The organism is Microbacterium sp. 01T413_2 (assembly GCF_056398985.1).
The window spans coordinates 190435-206450 of sequence record NZ_JBFTQL010000003.1 but is presented as its reverse complement, the minus strand read 5'-3'; the positions used below and the strand labels follow the sequence as shown (position 1 = coordinate 206450).

General features: G+C 72.0%; 17 protein-coding genes. 10 read left to right on the top strand and 7 right to left on the bottom strand.

Going from position 1 to position 16016, the window contains the following annotated elements:
* Positions 1 to 30 precede the first annotated feature (30 nt).
* Positions 31 to 1362, top strand: coding sequence for an MATE family efflux transporter (locus AC1DMN_RS03600; protein WP_477230360.1), 1332 nt, complete (start codon positions 31 to 33; stop codon positions 1360 to 1362).
* A 108-nt stretch (positions 1363 to 1470) separates the two neighbouring features.
* On the opposite strand, the gene AC1DMN_RS03595 is transcribed toward AC1DMN_RS03600, so the two are convergent.
* The 4 genes from AC1DMN_RS03595 to AC1DMN_RS03580 form a co-directional block, all read right to left on the bottom strand.
* Positions 1471 to 2679, bottom strand: coding sequence for a hypothetical protein (locus tag AC1DMN_RS03595; protein ID WP_477230211.1), 1209 nt, complete (start codon positions 2677 to 2679; stop codon positions 1471 to 1473).
* 90 nt (positions 2680 to 2769) lie between these two features.
* Complete coding sequence (locus tag AC1DMN_RS03590; protein ID WP_477230210.1) at positions 2770 to 3426, bottom strand: response regulator transcription factor; 657 nt, start codon at positions 3424 to 3426, stop codon at positions 2770 to 2772.
* Positions 3423 to 4697, bottom strand: a complete 1275-nt coding sequence (locus AC1DMN_RS03585) for a sensor histidine kinase (protein WP_477230209.1) — start codon at positions 4695 to 4697, stop codon at positions 3423 to 3425. Before AC1DMN_RS03585 ends, AC1DMN_RS03590 begins: the two co-directional genes overlap by 4 nt.
* Before the next feature lie 70 nt (positions 4698 to 4767).
* Entirely contained in the window at positions 4768 to 5463 is a 696-nt protein-coding gene (locus AC1DMN_RS03580) for a TrmH family RNA methyltransferase (RefSeq protein ID WP_441977983.1), read from the bottom strand.
* A 136-nt stretch (positions 5464 to 5599) separates the two neighbouring features.
* On the opposite strand from AC1DMN_RS03580, the gene AC1DMN_RS03575 reads away from it, so the two are divergent.
* Complete coding sequence (locus tag AC1DMN_RS03575; protein WP_477230208.1) at positions 5600 to 6889, top strand: Nramp family divalent metal transporter; 1290 nt, start codon at positions 5600 to 5602, stop codon at positions 6887 to 6889.
* An 88-nt stretch (positions 6890 to 6977) separates the two neighbouring features.
* Here the strand turns inward: AC1DMN_RS03575 and AC1DMN_RS03570 are convergent, their stop codons facing one another.
* Positions 6978 to 7661: a DUF1003 domain-containing protein gene (locus AC1DMN_RS03570; RefSeq protein WP_477230207.1), complete on the bottom strand. Its 684-nt coding sequence runs from the start codon at positions 7659 to 7661 to the stop codon at positions 6978 to 6980.
* Between the two features lie 216 nt (positions 7662 to 7877).
* On the opposite strand from AC1DMN_RS03570, the gene AC1DMN_RS03565 reads away from it, so the two are divergent.
* From AC1DMN_RS03565 to AC1DMN_RS03545, 5 genes are all read left to right on the top strand, one after another.
* Positions 7878 to 8228 carry a hypothetical protein gene (locus AC1DMN_RS03565; RefSeq protein ID WP_477230206.1) on the top strand — a complete coding sequence of 117 codons (351 nt, stop codon included), beginning with the start codon at positions 7878 to 7880 and terminating at the stop codon, positions 8226 to 8228.
* 112 nt (positions 8229 to 8340) lie between these two features.
* A complete protein-coding gene (locus AC1DMN_RS03560) occupies positions 8341 to 8973 on the top strand; it encodes a metal-dependent transcriptional regulator (RefSeq protein ID WP_477230205.1) in 633 nt (210 codons plus the stop codon).
* A gap of 212 nt (positions 8974 to 9185) precedes the next feature.
* On the top strand, positions 9186 to 10013 hold the full coding sequence (locus AC1DMN_RS03555; RefSeq protein ID WP_440734369.1) for an HAD-IIA family hydrolase: 828 nt from the start codon (positions 9186 to 9188) through the stop codon (positions 10011 to 10013).
* Between the two features lie 3 nt (positions 10014 to 10016).
* The gene (locus AC1DMN_RS03550; RefSeq protein ID WP_477230204.1) at positions 10017 to 10589 is read left to right on the top strand and encodes a YdeI/OmpD-associated family protein; all 573 of its coding nucleotides are present in this window, start codon (positions 10017 to 10019) and stop codon (positions 10587 to 10589) included.
* Positions 10586 to 10753, top strand: coding sequence for a hypothetical protein (locus AC1DMN_RS03545; RefSeq protein WP_440734371.1), 168 nt, complete (start codon positions 10586 to 10588; stop codon positions 10751 to 10753). Before AC1DMN_RS03550 ends, AC1DMN_RS03545 begins: the two co-directional genes overlap by 4 nt.
* Before the next feature lie 107 nt (positions 10754 to 10860).
* Here the strand turns inward: AC1DMN_RS03545 and AC1DMN_RS03540 are convergent, their stop codons facing one another.
* Both AC1DMN_RS03540 and pyrE read right to left on the bottom strand, forming a co-directional pair.
* Positions 10861 to 11787: an ROK family protein gene (locus AC1DMN_RS03540; RefSeq protein WP_477230203.1), complete on the bottom strand. Its 927-nt coding sequence runs from the start codon at positions 11785 to 11787 to the stop codon at positions 10861 to 10863.
* 133 nt (positions 11788 to 11920) lie between these two features.
* Positions 11921 to 12496 (bottom strand): orotate phosphoribosyltransferase, encoded by a 576-nt coding sequence (gene pyrE / locus AC1DMN_RS03535; protein WP_233311770.1) that lies wholly within the window; start codon positions 12494 to 12496, stop codon positions 11921 to 11923.
* A 153-nt stretch (positions 12497 to 12649) separates the two neighbouring features.
* On the opposite strand from pyrE, the gene AC1DMN_RS03530 reads away from it, so the two are divergent.
* From AC1DMN_RS03530 to AC1DMN_RS03520, 3 genes are all read left to right on the top strand, one after another.
* Positions 12650 to 13192 (top strand): YbhB/YbcL family Raf kinase inhibitor-like protein, encoded by a 543-nt coding sequence (locus AC1DMN_RS03530; RefSeq protein ID WP_477230202.1) that lies wholly within the window; start codon positions 12650 to 12652, stop codon positions 13190 to 13192.
* Between the two features lie 127 nt (positions 13193 to 13319).
* Positions 13320 to 13751, top strand: coding sequence for a GlcG/HbpS family heme-binding protein (locus AC1DMN_RS03525; RefSeq protein WP_441977959.1), 432 nt, complete (start codon positions 13320 to 13322; stop codon positions 13749 to 13751).
* On the top strand, positions 13748 to 15934 hold the full coding sequence (locus AC1DMN_RS03520) for a malate synthase G (protein WP_477230201.1): 2187 nt from the start codon (positions 13748 to 13750) through the stop codon (positions 15932 to 15934). Before AC1DMN_RS03525 ends, AC1DMN_RS03520 begins: the two co-directional genes overlap by 4 nt.
* Positions 15935 to 16016 lie beyond the last annotated feature (82 nt).

Sequence of the window (16016 nt, the reverse complement as noted above, 5' to 3'; positions counted from 1 at the left end):
AACCCGCAGCCCGGCGACACCCCACGTGGGGTGCCGCACCCGGACGCGGCGCCGACCCTGAACCGCGAGATCATCCGCCTCGCCGTACCCGCCCTCGGCGCGCTCGTGGCAGAGCCGGCGTTCCTGATGGTCGACGCGGCGCTCGTCGGGCACCTCGGCACGACGCCGCTCGCCGGGCTCGGCATCGCATCGGCGGTCCTGCAGACCGTCGTCGGACTGATGATCTTCCTGGCCTACTCGACCACGCCCGCGGTCGCCCGACGGTTCGGCGCCGGAGAGCACGGCGATGCCGTGTCAGTCGGCATCGACGGCATGTGGCTGGCGCTCGGCCTCGGTGCGTTGCTCGCGGTGATCGGGTCCCTGCTCACCCCCGCGGTGATCCCGCTGTTCGGCGCCACTCCCGCAGTCGCAGTGCAGGCGGCCGCCTACCTCGCGCCGTCCATGTGGGGGCTGCCCGCGATGCTCGTCGTCTACGCGGCGACGGGCCTGCTGCGCGGCATGCAGGACACCGTCACCCCGCTGTGGATCGCGGGCATCGGCTTCGCCGCGAACGCGCTGCTGAACTGGCTCTTCATCTACGGCTTCGGCTGGGGCATCGCCGGATCCGCGTTCGGCACGGTCGTCGCCCAGTGGGGCATGGTCGGGGCGTACGTGCTCGTGATCGGGCGCCTGGCGCGCCGGCACGAGGCCTCGGTCGCACCAGAGCTCGCCGGAATCCGCGGATCCGCGCGCTCCGGCGGCTGGCTGTTCCTGCGCACCGTGAGCCTGCGGGTGGCGCTGCTCGCGACGGTGGGAGTCGCGACCGCAATCGGCACGCGCGAGCTCGCCGGCTGGCAGGTCGTCTTCACCATCTTCTCCGCCGCGGCCTTCGCGCTCGACGCCCTCGCGATCGCCGCGCAGGCGCTCATCGGCAAAAGTCTGGGCGCGGCGGATCCGAACGGCGCCAGGCACGTACTCGCCCGCACCGTCGCATGGGGCGCCTGGTTCGGCGTGATCGTCGGAGTGCTCATCGCGGCGCTGTCCACCGTCATCGGGCTCGCCTTCACCGGCGACCCGGCCCTCGCCGCGCTGATCCAGCCCGCACTCATCGTGCTCGCCGTCGCCCAGCCGATCGCGGGCATCGTGTTCGTGCTCGACGGGGTGCTCATGGGGGCCGGCGACGCACGCTATCTCGCCCTCGCCGGCGGCCTGAACCTCGTGCCGTTCCTGCCAGCGCTCGCGATCATCGCGGCGACCGGGGTGAACGGCGTCGCGGGCCTGATCTGGCTCGCCGTCGCGTTCTTCGGCGTGTACCTGTGCGCAAGGCTGGCGACCCTCGGCCTGCGCGTGCGCACCGGACGCTGGCTCTCGATCGAGGTCTGACGAATCGATGTCTGACGAACGGAACGCCCGTCCAAAGGAGCCGGGATCCGACGAAGCGCCGGGATCCGCACAGCAACGGCGCGGATCCCCGGTGCCTCGGGGTCGCCGTCAGCGCCGGCTGCGATGCACTTCACGCTCCTCGATCGCGTCGAGTTCGGCCGTGGCGCGCGCCCGCAGCGTGTCCGACAGCCCGCGGTCGCCGATCGCCCGCGGCACCACGGGGCGTTCCTCCGGCCGGCCGCGGTGCATCGCGTAACCCCATGTCGCGACGCCGAGGAGCGGCCCCCACAGCCAGAACGGCAGTACCAGCATCAGCTCGACGACGCCCACGGCGAGGGATCCGCGCGTCGTGGCGACGCGCAGCAGGTCCACGCCCCCGACCGTGAACATCACCGCCACGACCGATGCGGCGATCACCGCGAGTCCGGCGGGCACCGGACGTCCGCCGACGCCGCTCAGCCACTGCGGGAAGCGGTCCGCCCACGGCAGGCACAGGGCGAGCGTGAGCAGCCCGGCCGCGAGCATCGCCCCGCCGAGCAGCAGGCCCACCATCAGGACATCGGGCGTCAGGGCGGCCGGCGGCGCGAACAGCGGCCACGGCGTCAGCCACGTGAGGCGACAGAACGAGTACGGCAGCGCGCACAGCGCTGCGGCCACGGTGATCGCACGCCGGTGCCGCAGCACGCTCGCGGCGAACCGCCCGCGCACCGCGGGTTCGCCGATCGCCCAGGCGGCGAGCGCGCCCGCGGCGACCAGGTGCACGAACGAGACGGTCAGCTCGCCGAATCGCGGAGCGAGCGCCTCCAGCACGCGTGGCGCGAACGTGCCAAGCGGCAGCCGCAGCGCGGCGAACCCGACAACGCCGATCACGAGCAGGATCCCGGCCGCCCCGATCAACGGATGGCGCACCGTCAGCAGCACGAGACCCGCGACGACGAGCCCCGCCACGACGAGCACGAACGAGTACCCGGCGACCGGGATGATCCCGCCCGGGATGAGCGCCGCCACCAGCAGCGCCACGGTCACGGCGATGATGCGCAGCCCGGCGGGCGCCGCGACGGTGACACCGACCGCGCTCACCGACGCGTCCGCCCGGCGCCCGCGCAGTCCGAGCACTCCGACAGCCATCGCGGCGAGCCCCGCCGCGATCGACACCACCGCCGCCGTGGGCGCGCCGACGACCGCCGAGACCAGGCTCGGGCTCACCCCCGTGGGCACCACTCCGGCGAAGAGCAGTCCGATGGCGCCGAGCAGCGCGACAGCGGCGCCCAGCACGACACCGAGGATCAGCAGTGCGACACGCGTTCTGTTTCTCATGTCCGGCACGCTACGGATCCGGAACCGTTCTCCGCGTCGCCCCCGAGGACGGTTCCGGATCACCCGCGGGGATGATCCCGGGGCGCGTTGTCAGCGCCCGGGGCGGCGGATGCCGTTCTCGTAGGCCCAGATCACGACGTGCACGCGGTCGGCGAGGCCGAGCTTCGCGAGCACCGCCTTCACGTGCGTCTTCACCGTGTTCGCACTGAGGAACAGAGTCCGCGCGATGTCATCGTTCGAGGCACCGGTCGCGAGCGCCCGCGCGACCTCGCGCTCCCGGCCGCTGAGCGGCGCGAGCGCGGTTTCGGGATCGACCGTGGGCCCGCCCTCGCGCACGAAGCCCAGCAGCGCCGCCGTCGCGCGCGGCGACATGGCCGCGTCGCCGGCGGCCGCCGCGACGACGGCGTCGGCGAGCTCCTGCGGCGCCGCGTCCTTCGTCAGGAACCCGCTCGCCCCCTCGCGGATCGCCTCGACGACGTACTGGTCGAGGTCGAACGTGGTGAGCATGAGTATGCGGATCCCGGACTTCAACCGCAGGATCTCCCTGGTCGCGGCGATGCCGTCCATGCCGGGCATGCGGATGTCCATCAGCACGACGTCAACCGCGTGGCCGCGGACGTGCTCGATGCCGCCCTGCGCATCAGCGGCGGTCGCGACCTCGGCGATGCGCGGGTCCCGGGCCAGCATGATCGCCACGGCCTCGCAGAACAGCTCCTGGTCGTCGACGAGCAGCACCCGGATCGTCATTCGCCGTCCCCCTCATCCGCCGGGCGCGTCACCGTCGCTACCCTGTCCGAGTCGCTCTCGCGCAGCACCGGGAGCTCGACCCGCAGCAGCCAGCCGCGGGATCCGGCGAGCCCGGACGAGCCGCTCCCGACGTCCGCAACCGGCCCCGCCACGAGCGACCCGCCCGCCAGCCGGAGCCGCTCGGTCAGGCTCACGAGACCGGTGCCTGTGCCGAGGTCGGATCCGCTGCGTCCGGATCCGCCGTCGTCCTCGACCTCCGCGACCACGTGCCCCTCGGCCCAGGAGAGGCGCACCTCGACCCGCGCCGGCGGCAACGCGTGCCGCATGGCGTTCGTGAGACCCTCGCGCACCGCACGGTGCAGCGCCAGCGCCGGCGCCGGGGCCAGGTCGCGGCGCTCTCCGCTCTCGGCGAGCTCGACCGCGCACGCGGGGCTGCGCACCGAGGCGACCAGCTCGGCCAGGGAGTCCGCCGTCGGCAGCGGCTCCTTGGGCGCGTCGCCGTCGGCCGCGACGATCGCGCGCATGCCGCGCAATGCGTCGCGGCCCGTGTCCACGACGACGCCGAGCGCCTGCTCGCTGACGTCCGGACGCTCGCGCACCAGCGCCCGCGCCACCTCGGACTGCGCGATCATGACCGTCATCGCGTGCGCCACCACGTCGTGCAGCTCGCCGCTGATGCGCATCCGCTCGTCCGCGATCGCTTGCTGCACGCGCACGACGGTGCGCTCCTCGGCCCGGCTCGTCGCGAACCGCACCAGCAGACCGCACGCCCACGCGGCGGTCGCGCTGGCAGCGAGCCCGAGGAAGGCGCCGAGCCGCAGCAGCCCCACATCGGCGCCCGACCCGGTTCCGGACCCGAAGGACGGCTCGGCCCACGCGATCATCCCTGCACCCACGAGCGCGACGGCCAACGCGATGACCGACAGCCGCACCCGCTCGCGCACGGCGACCTGGGCCAGGCAGAGCAGGTAGACGACGACCGAGGGGTGCATGGCCGCAGAGGCGTCGCGCGCCGCGGGGATCAGCACGAGCAGCAGCATCACGGCGCTGGCCAGGAGGAATGCCGGCCTCGGATGCCGCACCGCGAGCAGGGACGCGCCGTGCAGTGCGGCGAAGGAGAGGGCGAGCCCTGCGGTCACCAGGGGCGCCGCGTGCGGCGTCGACCACGCGAGCGAGGCGAGACTGATCGGCAGCAGCAAGACGAGGGCGGCCAGCGCCACGATCAGCACGGTGCCGCCGCGCCCGCCGCTCCGCGCCTTCCCTGTCCGCACGTCCCCATGCTCGCACGCGGCTCTGCGCGCGTCCTCGCCCGTGCGAGTGAGACGGATCCGGATCATGGCGTCAGCCGGCGTGCCTCCGGCACCACTCGTACATGATCACGGCCGCGGCCGCTCCGGCGTTGATCGAGCGGGTGGATCCGTACTGCGTGATCTCGACGTGCCCTGACGCCGCCTCGAGCGCCTCGTCCGACAGCCCGGGCCCCTCCGCGCCGAACAGCAGCACGCAGCGCTCCGGCAGATCCGCCCGGTCCACGGGCACGGCGCCGTCGAGGTTGTCCACGGCGATGATTGGGATGCGCTCGGCCTCCGCCCACGCGGTGAACGCCTGCACGGTGTCGTGGTGCATCACGTGCTGGTATCGATCGGTGACCATGGCTCCGCGCCGGTTCCAGCGCCGTCGTCCGATGATGTGCACGGTGTCGGCGAGGAACGCGTTGGCGCTACGCACGATCGAGCCGATGTTCATGTCGTGCTGCCAGTTCTCGATCGCGACGTGGAAACCGTGCCGCCGGGTGTCGAGGTCCGCGACGATCGCCTCCATCCGCCAGTACCGGTAGCGGTCCACGACGTTGCGCCGGTCGCCGTTCGCGAGCAGCTCGGGATCGAGGTGATCTTCGGCAGGCCACTCCCCCTCCCACGGGCCGACACCGTGCGTGGGCTCCGGTTCGGGCGCGGGCTCGGGAGCACGCGCTGGCTCGGGTGCAGCAGTGGACTCGGGCGTGGGCTCGGACTCGCCGACGACCTCTGGATCCTGCATCCCGCCAGCGTATCTGCGCGCGATCCCCCACCCGGCGCTGTCGAGCGGGCGCGCCCACCTCGGGTCGTCGAGCGCGCACGCCCGCGAACGGGATCCGACTATTTCGGCGCACCTAAAAGTGGGGTAGGTTTTCGGTGTGCCTAAATCCACGGTGACCTTCGCACCCGCGCGCGCCGATGCCGCGGCGTCCGCCCGCGGTGCGGCGCTGCTCGGCCCTGCGCTGGTGGCAGGAGTCGCCTATGTGGACCCGGGCAACGTCGCCAGCAACATGACGGCGGGAGCAGGCTACGGCTACCTGCTGGTCTGGGTGGTCATCGTGGCGAACGTGATCGCGTGGCTCGTGCAGTACCTCTCCGCGAAGCTCGGCGTCGTCACCGGGCGCAGCCTCCCCGAGCTGATCGGCGACCGGCTGCAGCACCGGTTCGCGCGGCGCGCGTACTGGCTGCAGGCCGAGCTCGTCGCGATGGCGACCGACATCGCCGAGGTCATCGGCGGCGCGGTCGCGTTGCAGCTGCTGTTCGGGATCCCCCTGCTGCTCGGCGGCCTCATCACGGGCGCGGTCTCGATGGCGCTGCTCGCCGTGCAGGGCCGACGCGGCGCCCGGCCGTTCGAGTTTGTCGTGATCGGCCTGCTCGCCGTGGTCACCATCGGGTTCCTCGCCGGGCTGCTGGTCGCCCCGCCGGATCCGTCCGCCGCCCTCGGCGGGCTCATGCCGCGCTTCACCGATTCCGGATCCGTGCTGCTCGCCGCCTCGATCCTCGGCGCGACGATCATGCCGCATGCGATCTACGCGCACTCCGCCCTCGCCAGGGACCGATTCGGATCCGCCCCCGTGCACCCGGGCGGAGACCCCGAGCCGACCACGCGCACCCCGATCGCGCGGCTGCTCACCGCCACCCGATGGGATGTCACCCTGGCGATGGTCGTCGCGGGAGCCGTGAACCTCGGCATGCTGCTGCTGGCCGCCACCACGCTGCCCGGTGTGGACGGCACCGACTCCCTCGAGGGCGCGCACGCCGCGATCAGCGCGCAGCTCGGGCCGCTCATCGGCACCCTGTTCGCGGTCGGCCTGCTCGCGTCCGGCCTGGCCTCGACCGCGGTGGGGGCGTACGCGGGCGCCGAGATCATGCACGGCCTGCTGCGGATCCGCATCGCGATGCCGGTGCGGCGACTCATCACGCTCATCCCGGCGCTGCTGATCCTCGGGCTCGGCGTCGACCCCACCTTCGCCCTCGTGCTCAGCCAGGTGGCGCTGTCGTTCGGGATCCCGTTCGCGCTCATCCCCCTCGTCGCACTCACCGCCCGGCAGCGCACGCTCGGGCGCTACGCCAACCGACCGTGGACCACGATCGCGGGCATCATCGCCGCCGCCCTGCTCATCGCGCTCAACGCCGTGCTGCTCTGGCTGCTGCTGAGCGGGTCCTGACACCGGACCGGATCCGGCGTCCGCGTTTCCTGACCGCGAGACTGCAACGGAGTAACGAGACAGCGACTCAGGCGTGCAGTCTCGTTACTCAGTTGGAGTCTCGCGGTCGAAGGGACCCGGATCCGGATCCGTTCTCGGACACGGCCGGTGAGTCGCTTCCGTCCTCCTGGACGTGCGCCTCCGCCCGGACTTCGGCCCGGGTCTCCGCCGCTCTCGCCGTCGCCTTCGCGGCGGCCACCTCGGTCGCGACGTCCTGCGCATCGACGTCCGTCGCGGCCGCCCCACCGGTCTGCGCCGGTACCAGTGCGCGGGCGATCCCCTGCAACTCGGCGATCATCTCGAGTTGATGCCGGTTGATATCGAGCAGCGCCTCGATGTCGACCCTGGCGGCGACGTTGGTGTCGAAGTCGTGGTGAGCGAGCGCGGCGGAGATCGCGTCCTGCCGCTTCGCGGCGATGAGCAGGATCGCGCCCTGCAGACCGGCCAGCATGCTGAGGAACAGGTTCAGCAGGATGAACGGATAGGGATCCCACGCCGTGCTCTTGATCGTGTTGAGGGTCCACCACACCGCCATGAACAGCACGAACCCGCCGACGAAACCCCAGCTGCCCATCGCGTTGCGCAGGCGATCGGCAGACCGCTCCCCCAGTGTGAGGTGCTCCTGCGCCTGTTCGTGCCAGGTGCTCTCCGGCAGCGGCCGTGCGCTGCTCTCCGGCAGTCGCCCGAGGAACGCATCGAGGTCCTCGCTCGAGATGGCCTGCTGGCTCGACATGGTCTGCTCCCTCGCCCGCCCGCGCCGTCGCGGGGTCGGATCCAGTCTCCTGCGTCGTCCCGGCATGCCACGGCGGCGCGCTGAGCGGGGCGACGCGGCGGTCCTGGCGGATCCGGCCCCGTCCCCGAGGCCGGGCCGCAGCTCACACGTCCGGATCCATCGGACGGACGATACGGCCCAGGCAGGACCCACAGCCTCCGCCGGTAGGCTCGAGGGATGGCCAGATCCCGCCGCCCGTCCGCCGCGCAGCGCGCCGCCGAGAAGGCCGAGGCGCAGGCATCCGCACGCCGGGCCGTACGCATCTGCACCTGGGCATCGCTCGTCACAGGCGCACTCGGGATCCTGCTCGTCGCTCTGCCGAAGCTGCTGCCGGCGGGCGGCCCCTGGGTGCAGCTCGCACTGGGCGCCCTGACCCTGATCCTGTCGTTCCGCGCTCGTGCGATCGGCATGCGCGGCGTCGAGGACTTCGACGGTCGGCTCTCGCTGCTGGGCGCGTTCGCCGGCTTCGGGATCATGTTCTTCGCCGGCCAGGCCGCGTTCGCCGTGCTCTCCGCGATCGGCCGCTGACCTCGTTCCTCCGGGGCCCTCGCCCCGCGTGGGCCCGGGGGCTGAGCGCCGGGCGCCAGTCGCGCTCGCGGGGCCGGCTCGTGCCGAGAGCCGTGCCGGTTAGGCTGGACCCGTGGCATCCCCCGCGGCCGACGACTACCTGAAGACGGTGTTCGCGCACACCGAATGGCAGCCGGCACCGATCACGCCGTCGCAGCTCGCCGCGAAGCTCGGCATCGCCCCGTCCAGCGTCACCGAGATGGTGAAGAAGCTCGCCGCCGCCGGCCTCGTCTCGCACGTGCCCTACGGCGCAGTGCGCCTCACCGAGGAGGGGGAGCAGCGCGCCCTCGCGATCATCCGCCGACACCGCCTCATCGAGACCTGGCTGGTGCGCGAGTTCGGCTACGCGTGGGACGAGGTGCACGACGAGGCGGAGGTGCTCGAGCACACCATCAGCGACCGTCTGCTGGAGGGCATCGATGCACGCCTGGGACGGCCGCGATTCGATCCGCACGGTGATGCGATCCCCGACGCCGACGGCCGCATCGAGCGCGAGCCGTTCGTGCTGCTCGCCGACGCCGCCACCGGCCACGCGGGCCGGGTGCTGCGCGTGGACGATCGTGATCCCGAGCTGCTGCGCGCTCTGGAATCCGCGGGCCTGGTGATCGGCGGCGAGGTCGTCGTCACCCGCGACGGACTGCGGATCGAGGGCTCCGATGTTCCGCTCCCCTCCGACGGCGCCGACGCGGTCTGGCTGACGGCCTGACCGCGGTCATCGGATCCACGGCACTGGTTCCGCGGCACCGGATCCACGGCGGCCGCTCGGCGGCGGCGGGTGTCGGCGTGCCGTATTCAGGACGGATCTCGCATGATGGCGTGAACATGGCCGGATCCGGGCCTCCAGAGCAGATCCGACCTGAATTACGCACAGGGCCACGCTGTCATCCCCCCGTAATCCGGGAGTCCTAGGCTGGGCGCATGGCACAACGCGACGACATCGAATGCTGGCTCACCGACATGGATGGTGTGCTCGTGCACGAGAACGACGCCATCCCCGGGGCGTCCGAACTGCTCGCCGGTTGGGAGAGCAGCGGCATCCCCTACCTCGTGCTGACGAACAACTCGATCTTCACCGCGCGGGATCTGTCCGCACGTCTGCGCACGAGCGGGCTGAACGTGCCGGAGGAGCGCATCTGGACCTCGGCGCTCGCGACCGCCGACTTCCTGCAGCAGCAGCTCCCCGGCGGATCCGCGTTCGTGATCGGCGAGGCCGGGATCCTCACCGCCCTGCACGACGCGGGCTTCATCATGACTGAGACGAACCCCGACTTCGTCGTGGTCGGCGAGACCCGCAACTACTCGTTCGAGGCGATCACGAAGGCGATCCGCCTGATCAACGACGGCGCCCGGTTCATCGTCACCAACCCGGACGCCACGGGCCCGAGCGCGGACGGACCGCTGCCCGCCACCGGCGCGATCGCCGCACTCATCACGAAGGCGACCGGCAAGGACCCGTACGTCGTCGGCAAGCCCAATCCGATGATGTTCCGCTCCGCGCTCAACAAGATCGGCGCCCACTCCAAGCGCACCGGCATGATCGGCGACCGCATGGACACCGACGTCGTCGCGGGCATCGAGGCGGGCCTGCACACGATTCTCGTGCTCACCGGGATCAGCGACACCGCGGAGATCGAGAAGTACCCGTTCCGCCCGGACGAGGTCGTGCAGTCGGTCGCCGACCTGCTCCCCCGCATCACGGAGACGATCCGCACGATCCCGCAGAAGGCGCCGAAGACGAAGGGCTGATCCATGGGCGCACTCGACGAGGGCGAGCGGGTCGTCGCCACCGACGCCGCCGCCTGGCGGACCTGGCTCGCGGAGAACCATGCGACCGCGACCGGCGCCTGGCTGGTGCGGCCGCGGTCGGGGAACGACGACGTGCACGTCGGGTACGAGGAGGCCATCCTGCAGGCGCTCTGCTTCGGATGGATCGACGGTCCGGTACGCAGCTTCGATGAGCGGATCGGCGGGCTCTGGTTCGCGCCGCGCCGCGCGTCCAGCGGCTGGGCGGCGACGAACAAGGCCCGCATCGCCCTGCTCGAGGAGGCCGGCCTGCTCGAGGCCGCGGGGATCCGCGCGATCGAGGTCGCCAAGGCCAACGGCGCCTGGAGCGTGCTGGACGGTCCCGAGGCCGGCATCGAGCCGGACGACCTCATCGCCGCGCTCGACGCATCCCCTGCTGGGCGCGCGGGATGGGACGCCTTCCCGCCGTCGGCGAAGAAGGTCGGCCTGACGCAGATCGCGATGGCGAAGCGGGCCGAGACCCGGGCCGCGCGCATCGCCAAGATCGTCGCCGACGCGGCGGAGGGGAAGCGGCCGTGACGTCGAATCCGATCATCTGGGTCGCGGCCGTCATCGCGCTCGGCTCACTCACCGCGTGGATCGTGCAGTTCGCGCGCAACCGCCGCGGCGGCTCCGCCCGCGACCGTGGCGCCTGGTGGGAGGGCCCCTGGGACGAGGACGACAAGGGCTCACCCGGTCGTTGAGCGCCCCTCGACCACCGGACCGGTGAGCGCGCCATTCCACAGGACTTTCGCACGTCTGTAGGACGGATCCGTGGATTCCGTCCTACAGAAGTGGAACCTTCCTTGATCTATGCGCGCAGCACGAGCGCCGCGGCGCCGATGAGCGGCCCCTCGTCGCCGAGCCCGGAGCGCACGACGCGCGTGCGGCGGGAGTAGTCGTGCTGCGCGCTCTCGGTGAGCGCCGCCCGGACCAGGTCGATGTAGTCGTCGGCGACGCGGGAGAAACCGCCTCCGATCGCGACGACCTCCAGATCCACGAGCGTCGAGGCGTCGGCGAGCGCCGCACCTACCGTGCGGGCGGAGCGCTCGATCGCGGCGCGCGCGATCGCATCCCCCGCCTGCGCGTCGCGGGCCAGATCCTCGCCCTGCTGTCCCGACCATCCCTGCGTGCGGGCCCAGGCCACGCTCGCAGGACCGGAGGCGACCTGCTCCACGGTGAGCTCGGGTGTCGCATGCACCTGGCCGAGGTGGCCGGCGTTGCCCGAGGATCCGGGCAGGTAGCGGCCGTCCACGACGAACCCTCCACCGACGCCGGTCGACACCACGATCGACAGCGACGCCGCGGCGCCGCGCGTGGCGCCGTACCGCGACTCGGCCAGCGCGAGGCAGCCGCCGTCGTGCGCGAGCACGGTCTCGACCGCGGTCCCGTGCACCTCCTCTGCGGCGGAGCGCACGGCGTTGCGCAACCCGAAGCCGTGCGCGCCGGGCATGTTCACCGGGACGATCGTGCCCTGCACGCGGTCCACCGGGCCCGCGCTGCCGATGCCGGCGCCGACCAGCTCGTCATCCGCGCCCAGCCCGGTGAGGGCGAAGGCGACGACCTCGCCGATCGCGGCGCGCAGCGAGTCGAAGGTTGCGTCGGGGCCGGTCGGGCGACGGCTGCGCGTGCCGTCGACGACGGTGCCGTCGGCGCGCACCAGGGCGGCCTCGAGCTTGGTCCCGCCCACGTCGACGGCGAGCGCGACCCGGCGGTCTGCGGATCCGGATCCGGTCATGCGATGCTCCTGATGTCGGGGACGGATGCACTATCCGGGGACGGATGCAGGACGGGATCCGGGATCCGATCGTGCAGACGTCGCAACGTCGTGCAGACGTCGCGGAGAGCCGCGGCCGAGGTCGCGGCGAAGGTCACTGCGGGTCGAGCCCGAGGTCGTCCAGGTCGATCGCAGCGAGCCACTGCAGGCCCGCGGCCTCGATCGCGGCCTGCGCGCCGGTCTTGCGGTCGACGATCGAGATCACGGCGACCGGCTCGGCGCCCGCGGCGCGCAGCACTTCGACGGCCTTGAGCGGCGATCCACCCGTGGTCGAGGTGTCTTCTACCACCACGACGCGCTTGCCCGTGACGTCGGCGCCCTCGATCTGGCGCCCGCGGCCGTGGTCCTTGGGCTCCTTGCGCACCACGAAGGCGTCGACCGGGGATCCGGCGCGCACCGACTCGTGCATCACGGCGTTGGCGATCGGGTCCGCGCCCAGCGTGAGGCCCCCGACGGCGGCGATGCCGTCGAGCCCCTGCATGAGGTCGAGGACGATGCGGCCGATCGCGGGCGCTGCGCGGTGGTCGAGCGTGAGACGGCGCATGTCGACGTAGTAGGTGGCCTGCTTCCCACTGGCCAGCGTGAAGTCTCCGTGGAACACCGCCTCATCCTTGATCAGGGCGATGAGAGCCTGGCGGTCGGCTTCGAGTTCGGGGGTGCTGAGCGTCACGGCACAAGTCTAGGGCGGCGCTCCCCGGCCTCAGGAGCTCCCGGCGGATCCGGATCCGTGCTGGTCGCGTCCGGCAAGACGGTGCGAGGATGGGCCGTGGCCGCCACGGCGCCGCGAACGACGCGACGGCGCGGCCGTGACTGGAGGTTCCGCATGCTCGACGTCGACACCTACGCCGCCCTCGCCCGGCTCAAGCCCGTGCCTCCGCTGGAGCTCTCCAGCCCCGACTTCGACGCGGACGGCCCGCTGCCGGTCTGGGCGTGGTCCGCGTCCCGCGGCGGGGTCGACCGCTCCCCCGGCCTGGTCTGGGGCGAGCCGCCGGCAGGTACGAAGAGCTTCGCCCTCTCGATCTACGACCCCGACGCCCCGACCGGATCCGGCTTCTGGCACTGGGCCGTCGCGAACCTCCCCGCCGACGTGCGCTCGCTGCCCGCGGGCGCCGGCGACGGCGAACCCGGATCCCTTCCCGCCCCGGCGATCACGGTGCCGAACGAGGCCCGCCTGCAGCGCTACATCGGCGCCGCCCCTCCCGCCGGCACGGGCGTGCACCGCTACGTCATCACGGTCGATGCGCTGGACATCGAGCAGATCGACCTCGACGGCGACGAGACGCCCGCCTACCTCGGCTTCAACCGGCACTTCCACGTGCTGGCGCGCGGGATCCTGGTCGGGACGGCGGACCCCGCCGTTCGCTGAACGAACCAGATGGGATACCAATTTCCGCCTCCTTCTTTCGAGATGTGGAACTTAAGCTTCACATTGTGGTAATCTCGCGTCGAGAGGTAATCTCGACATCGAGATAAATCACGCCGAGGAGACGCCGATGTCCACACACCGACAGACCGTCACGATCACGTACGAGACGGCCGCGCGCGCCGTGGCGCTCGCCCTCGAGATCGGCGCCGAGCGCGGCCTGCCGACAGTGGCCGCCGTCGCCGATCCGTCGATGACTCTCATCGCCTACGGCATGGCCGACGGCTCGACGCCGCACAGCGCCGACACCTCGCAGCGCAAGGCGAAGAGCAGCGCCTCGATCCGCCGCCGCACCGGACAGATCGCCGAGGCCCTCTCGGCGACCCTGCCCCTCGGCACGGGCGGCACCATGACCACGATCGACGGGGGCATGCCGATCTTCTTCGGCGAGCTCCACGTCGGCGGCCTCGGCATCGCCGGAGGTCCGCCCGCGCTCGACGCGGAGATCGCCCTGGAAACCCTGAAGCGCCTCGGCGCCCGCACAGAAGGAATGGAACTATGACCTCGTACCTCTCCCGCGCAGACCTGTCGGTCGCCGCGCCGATCGTCGAGTTCGCTGAAGCGTCGCTTGCCGATTCCGGCCGCGACGCCACGGCGTTCTGGGCAGGCGTGAACGAGATCGTCCACGACCTGGAGCCGCGCAACGCCGCGCTGCTCGCCCGGCGCGATGAGCTGCAGCAGCAGATCGACGAGTTCCACCGCCAGAACCCGGGTCAGCCGGATCCTGCCGCCTACCGCGCCTTCCTCACCGAGATCGGCTACCTGGTCCCGGTGCCGGAGCAGGTCGCCGTCACCACGGAGAACGTCGACCCCGAGATCGCCACGATGGCCGGCCCGCAGCTCGTCGTCCCGCTGCTGAACGCCCGCTTCGCCCTGAACGCGGCGAACGCCCGCTGGGGCTCGCTGTACGACGCGCTCTACGGCACCGACGCGATCGAGCGCACTGGCGAGCTCGCCCCGGGCAAGGAGTTCAACCCCGCCCGCGCGGCCGCGGTGGTCTCCTTCGGCCGCGAGCTGCTCGACGAGATCGCCCCGCTGGCCGAGGGCTCGCACAGGGACGCCACCGCCTACCTCGTCGACGCCGACGGACTCGTCGTGACGACCGACTCGGGCGACCGCCGCCTGGCGGATCCGGCCCGCTTCGTCGGCTACACCGGCGACGCCGATGCCCCCGACACGGTGGTCCTGGTGCAGAACGGCCTGCACGCGGAGATCCTCGTCGACCGTTCCGGCCCCATCGGCCGCACCGACGCCGCGGGCGTGCAGGACATCATCCTCGAGTCGGCGCTCACCGCGATCCTCGACCTGGAGGACTCCGTCGCCGCCGTCGACGGGGACGACAAGGCGCTCGGCTACCGCAACTGGCGCGGCTTCATGGACGGCACCCTCTCCGAGACGGTGACCAAGGGCGACCGCACCTTCACGCGCACGCTGAACCCGGACCGCGTGTACCGCACCGCCGACGGCGGCGGCGGCGAAGTGACCCTGCCCGGCCGTGCCGTGCTGTTCGTCCGCAACGTGGGCCACCTCATGCGAACCCCCGCCGTGCTCGACCGCGACGGCGACGAGGTCTTCGAGGGCATCCTCGACGCGATCATGACCGCGCTCGGATCCCTTCCCGAACTCGAGGGCGCGAACAAGGGCGCCAACTCGCGCACCGGATCCATGTACATCGTGAAGCCGAAGATGCACGGCCCCGAGGAGGTCGCGTTCGCGGCGGAGCTGTTCGGCCGCGTCGAGGAGCTGCTGGGCCTGCCCGCGAACACGATGAAGATCGGCATCATGGACGAGGAGCGCCGCACCTCGGCGAACCTCGCCGCCTCGATCGCCGCCGCGAGCGACCGCGTCGTGTTCATCAACACCGGGTTCCTGGACCGCACCGGTGACGAGATCCACACCTCGCTGCACGCGGGCCCGTTCCTGCCGAAGGCCGGGATCAAGGCGCAGCCGTTCATGCAGGCCTACGAGGACCGTAACGTCGCGATCGGCGTCGCGAGCGGCCTGACCGGCCACGCCCAGATCGGCAAGGGCATGTGGGCCGAGCCCGACCTCATGCACGACATGCTGCAGAAGAAGATCGCGCACCCGCTGGCCGGCGCGTCGACGGCGTGGGTGCCGTCGCCCACGGCCGCCACGCTGCACGCGCTGCACTACCACCAGGTCGACGCGTTCGCCGCGCGCGCGGCGCTGCCCCCGGTCTCGGCCGAGGCGCTCGACCGGCTGCTGGTGCCGCCGCTCGCGGATCCCGCTGCGCTCACGCCCGAGGTCGTCGCGACCGAGGTCGACAACAACGTGCAGTCGATCCTCGGCTACGTCGTGCGCTGGATCGACCAGGGCATCGGCGTCTCGAAGGTGCCGGACATCCACGACGTGGGCCTCATGGAGGACCGCGCCACCCTGCGCATCTCGAGCCAGCTGCTGGCGAACTGGCTGCAGCACGGCGTGATCACCGAGGAGCAGGTCGACGACAGCCTGCGCCGGCTCGCCGTCGTCGTGGACGCCCAGAACGCGGGCGACGAGAACTACGAGCCGCTCGCCTTCGCGGAGGGTGAGCAGCCCGGCATCGCGTTCACCGCGGCCCGTCGCCTGATCACCGAGGGCGCCGCGCAGCCGAGCGGCTACACCGAGCCGCTGCTGCACGGCCTGCGCCGCGAGAAGAAGGCCGAGCAGGCCGCCCGGGTCTGACCCCTCTAACGCTTTCGAAGCGCGCAAATGGCTGCATCCAGGGCATGGATGCAGCCATTTGCGCGCTTTGAACGGACCCATT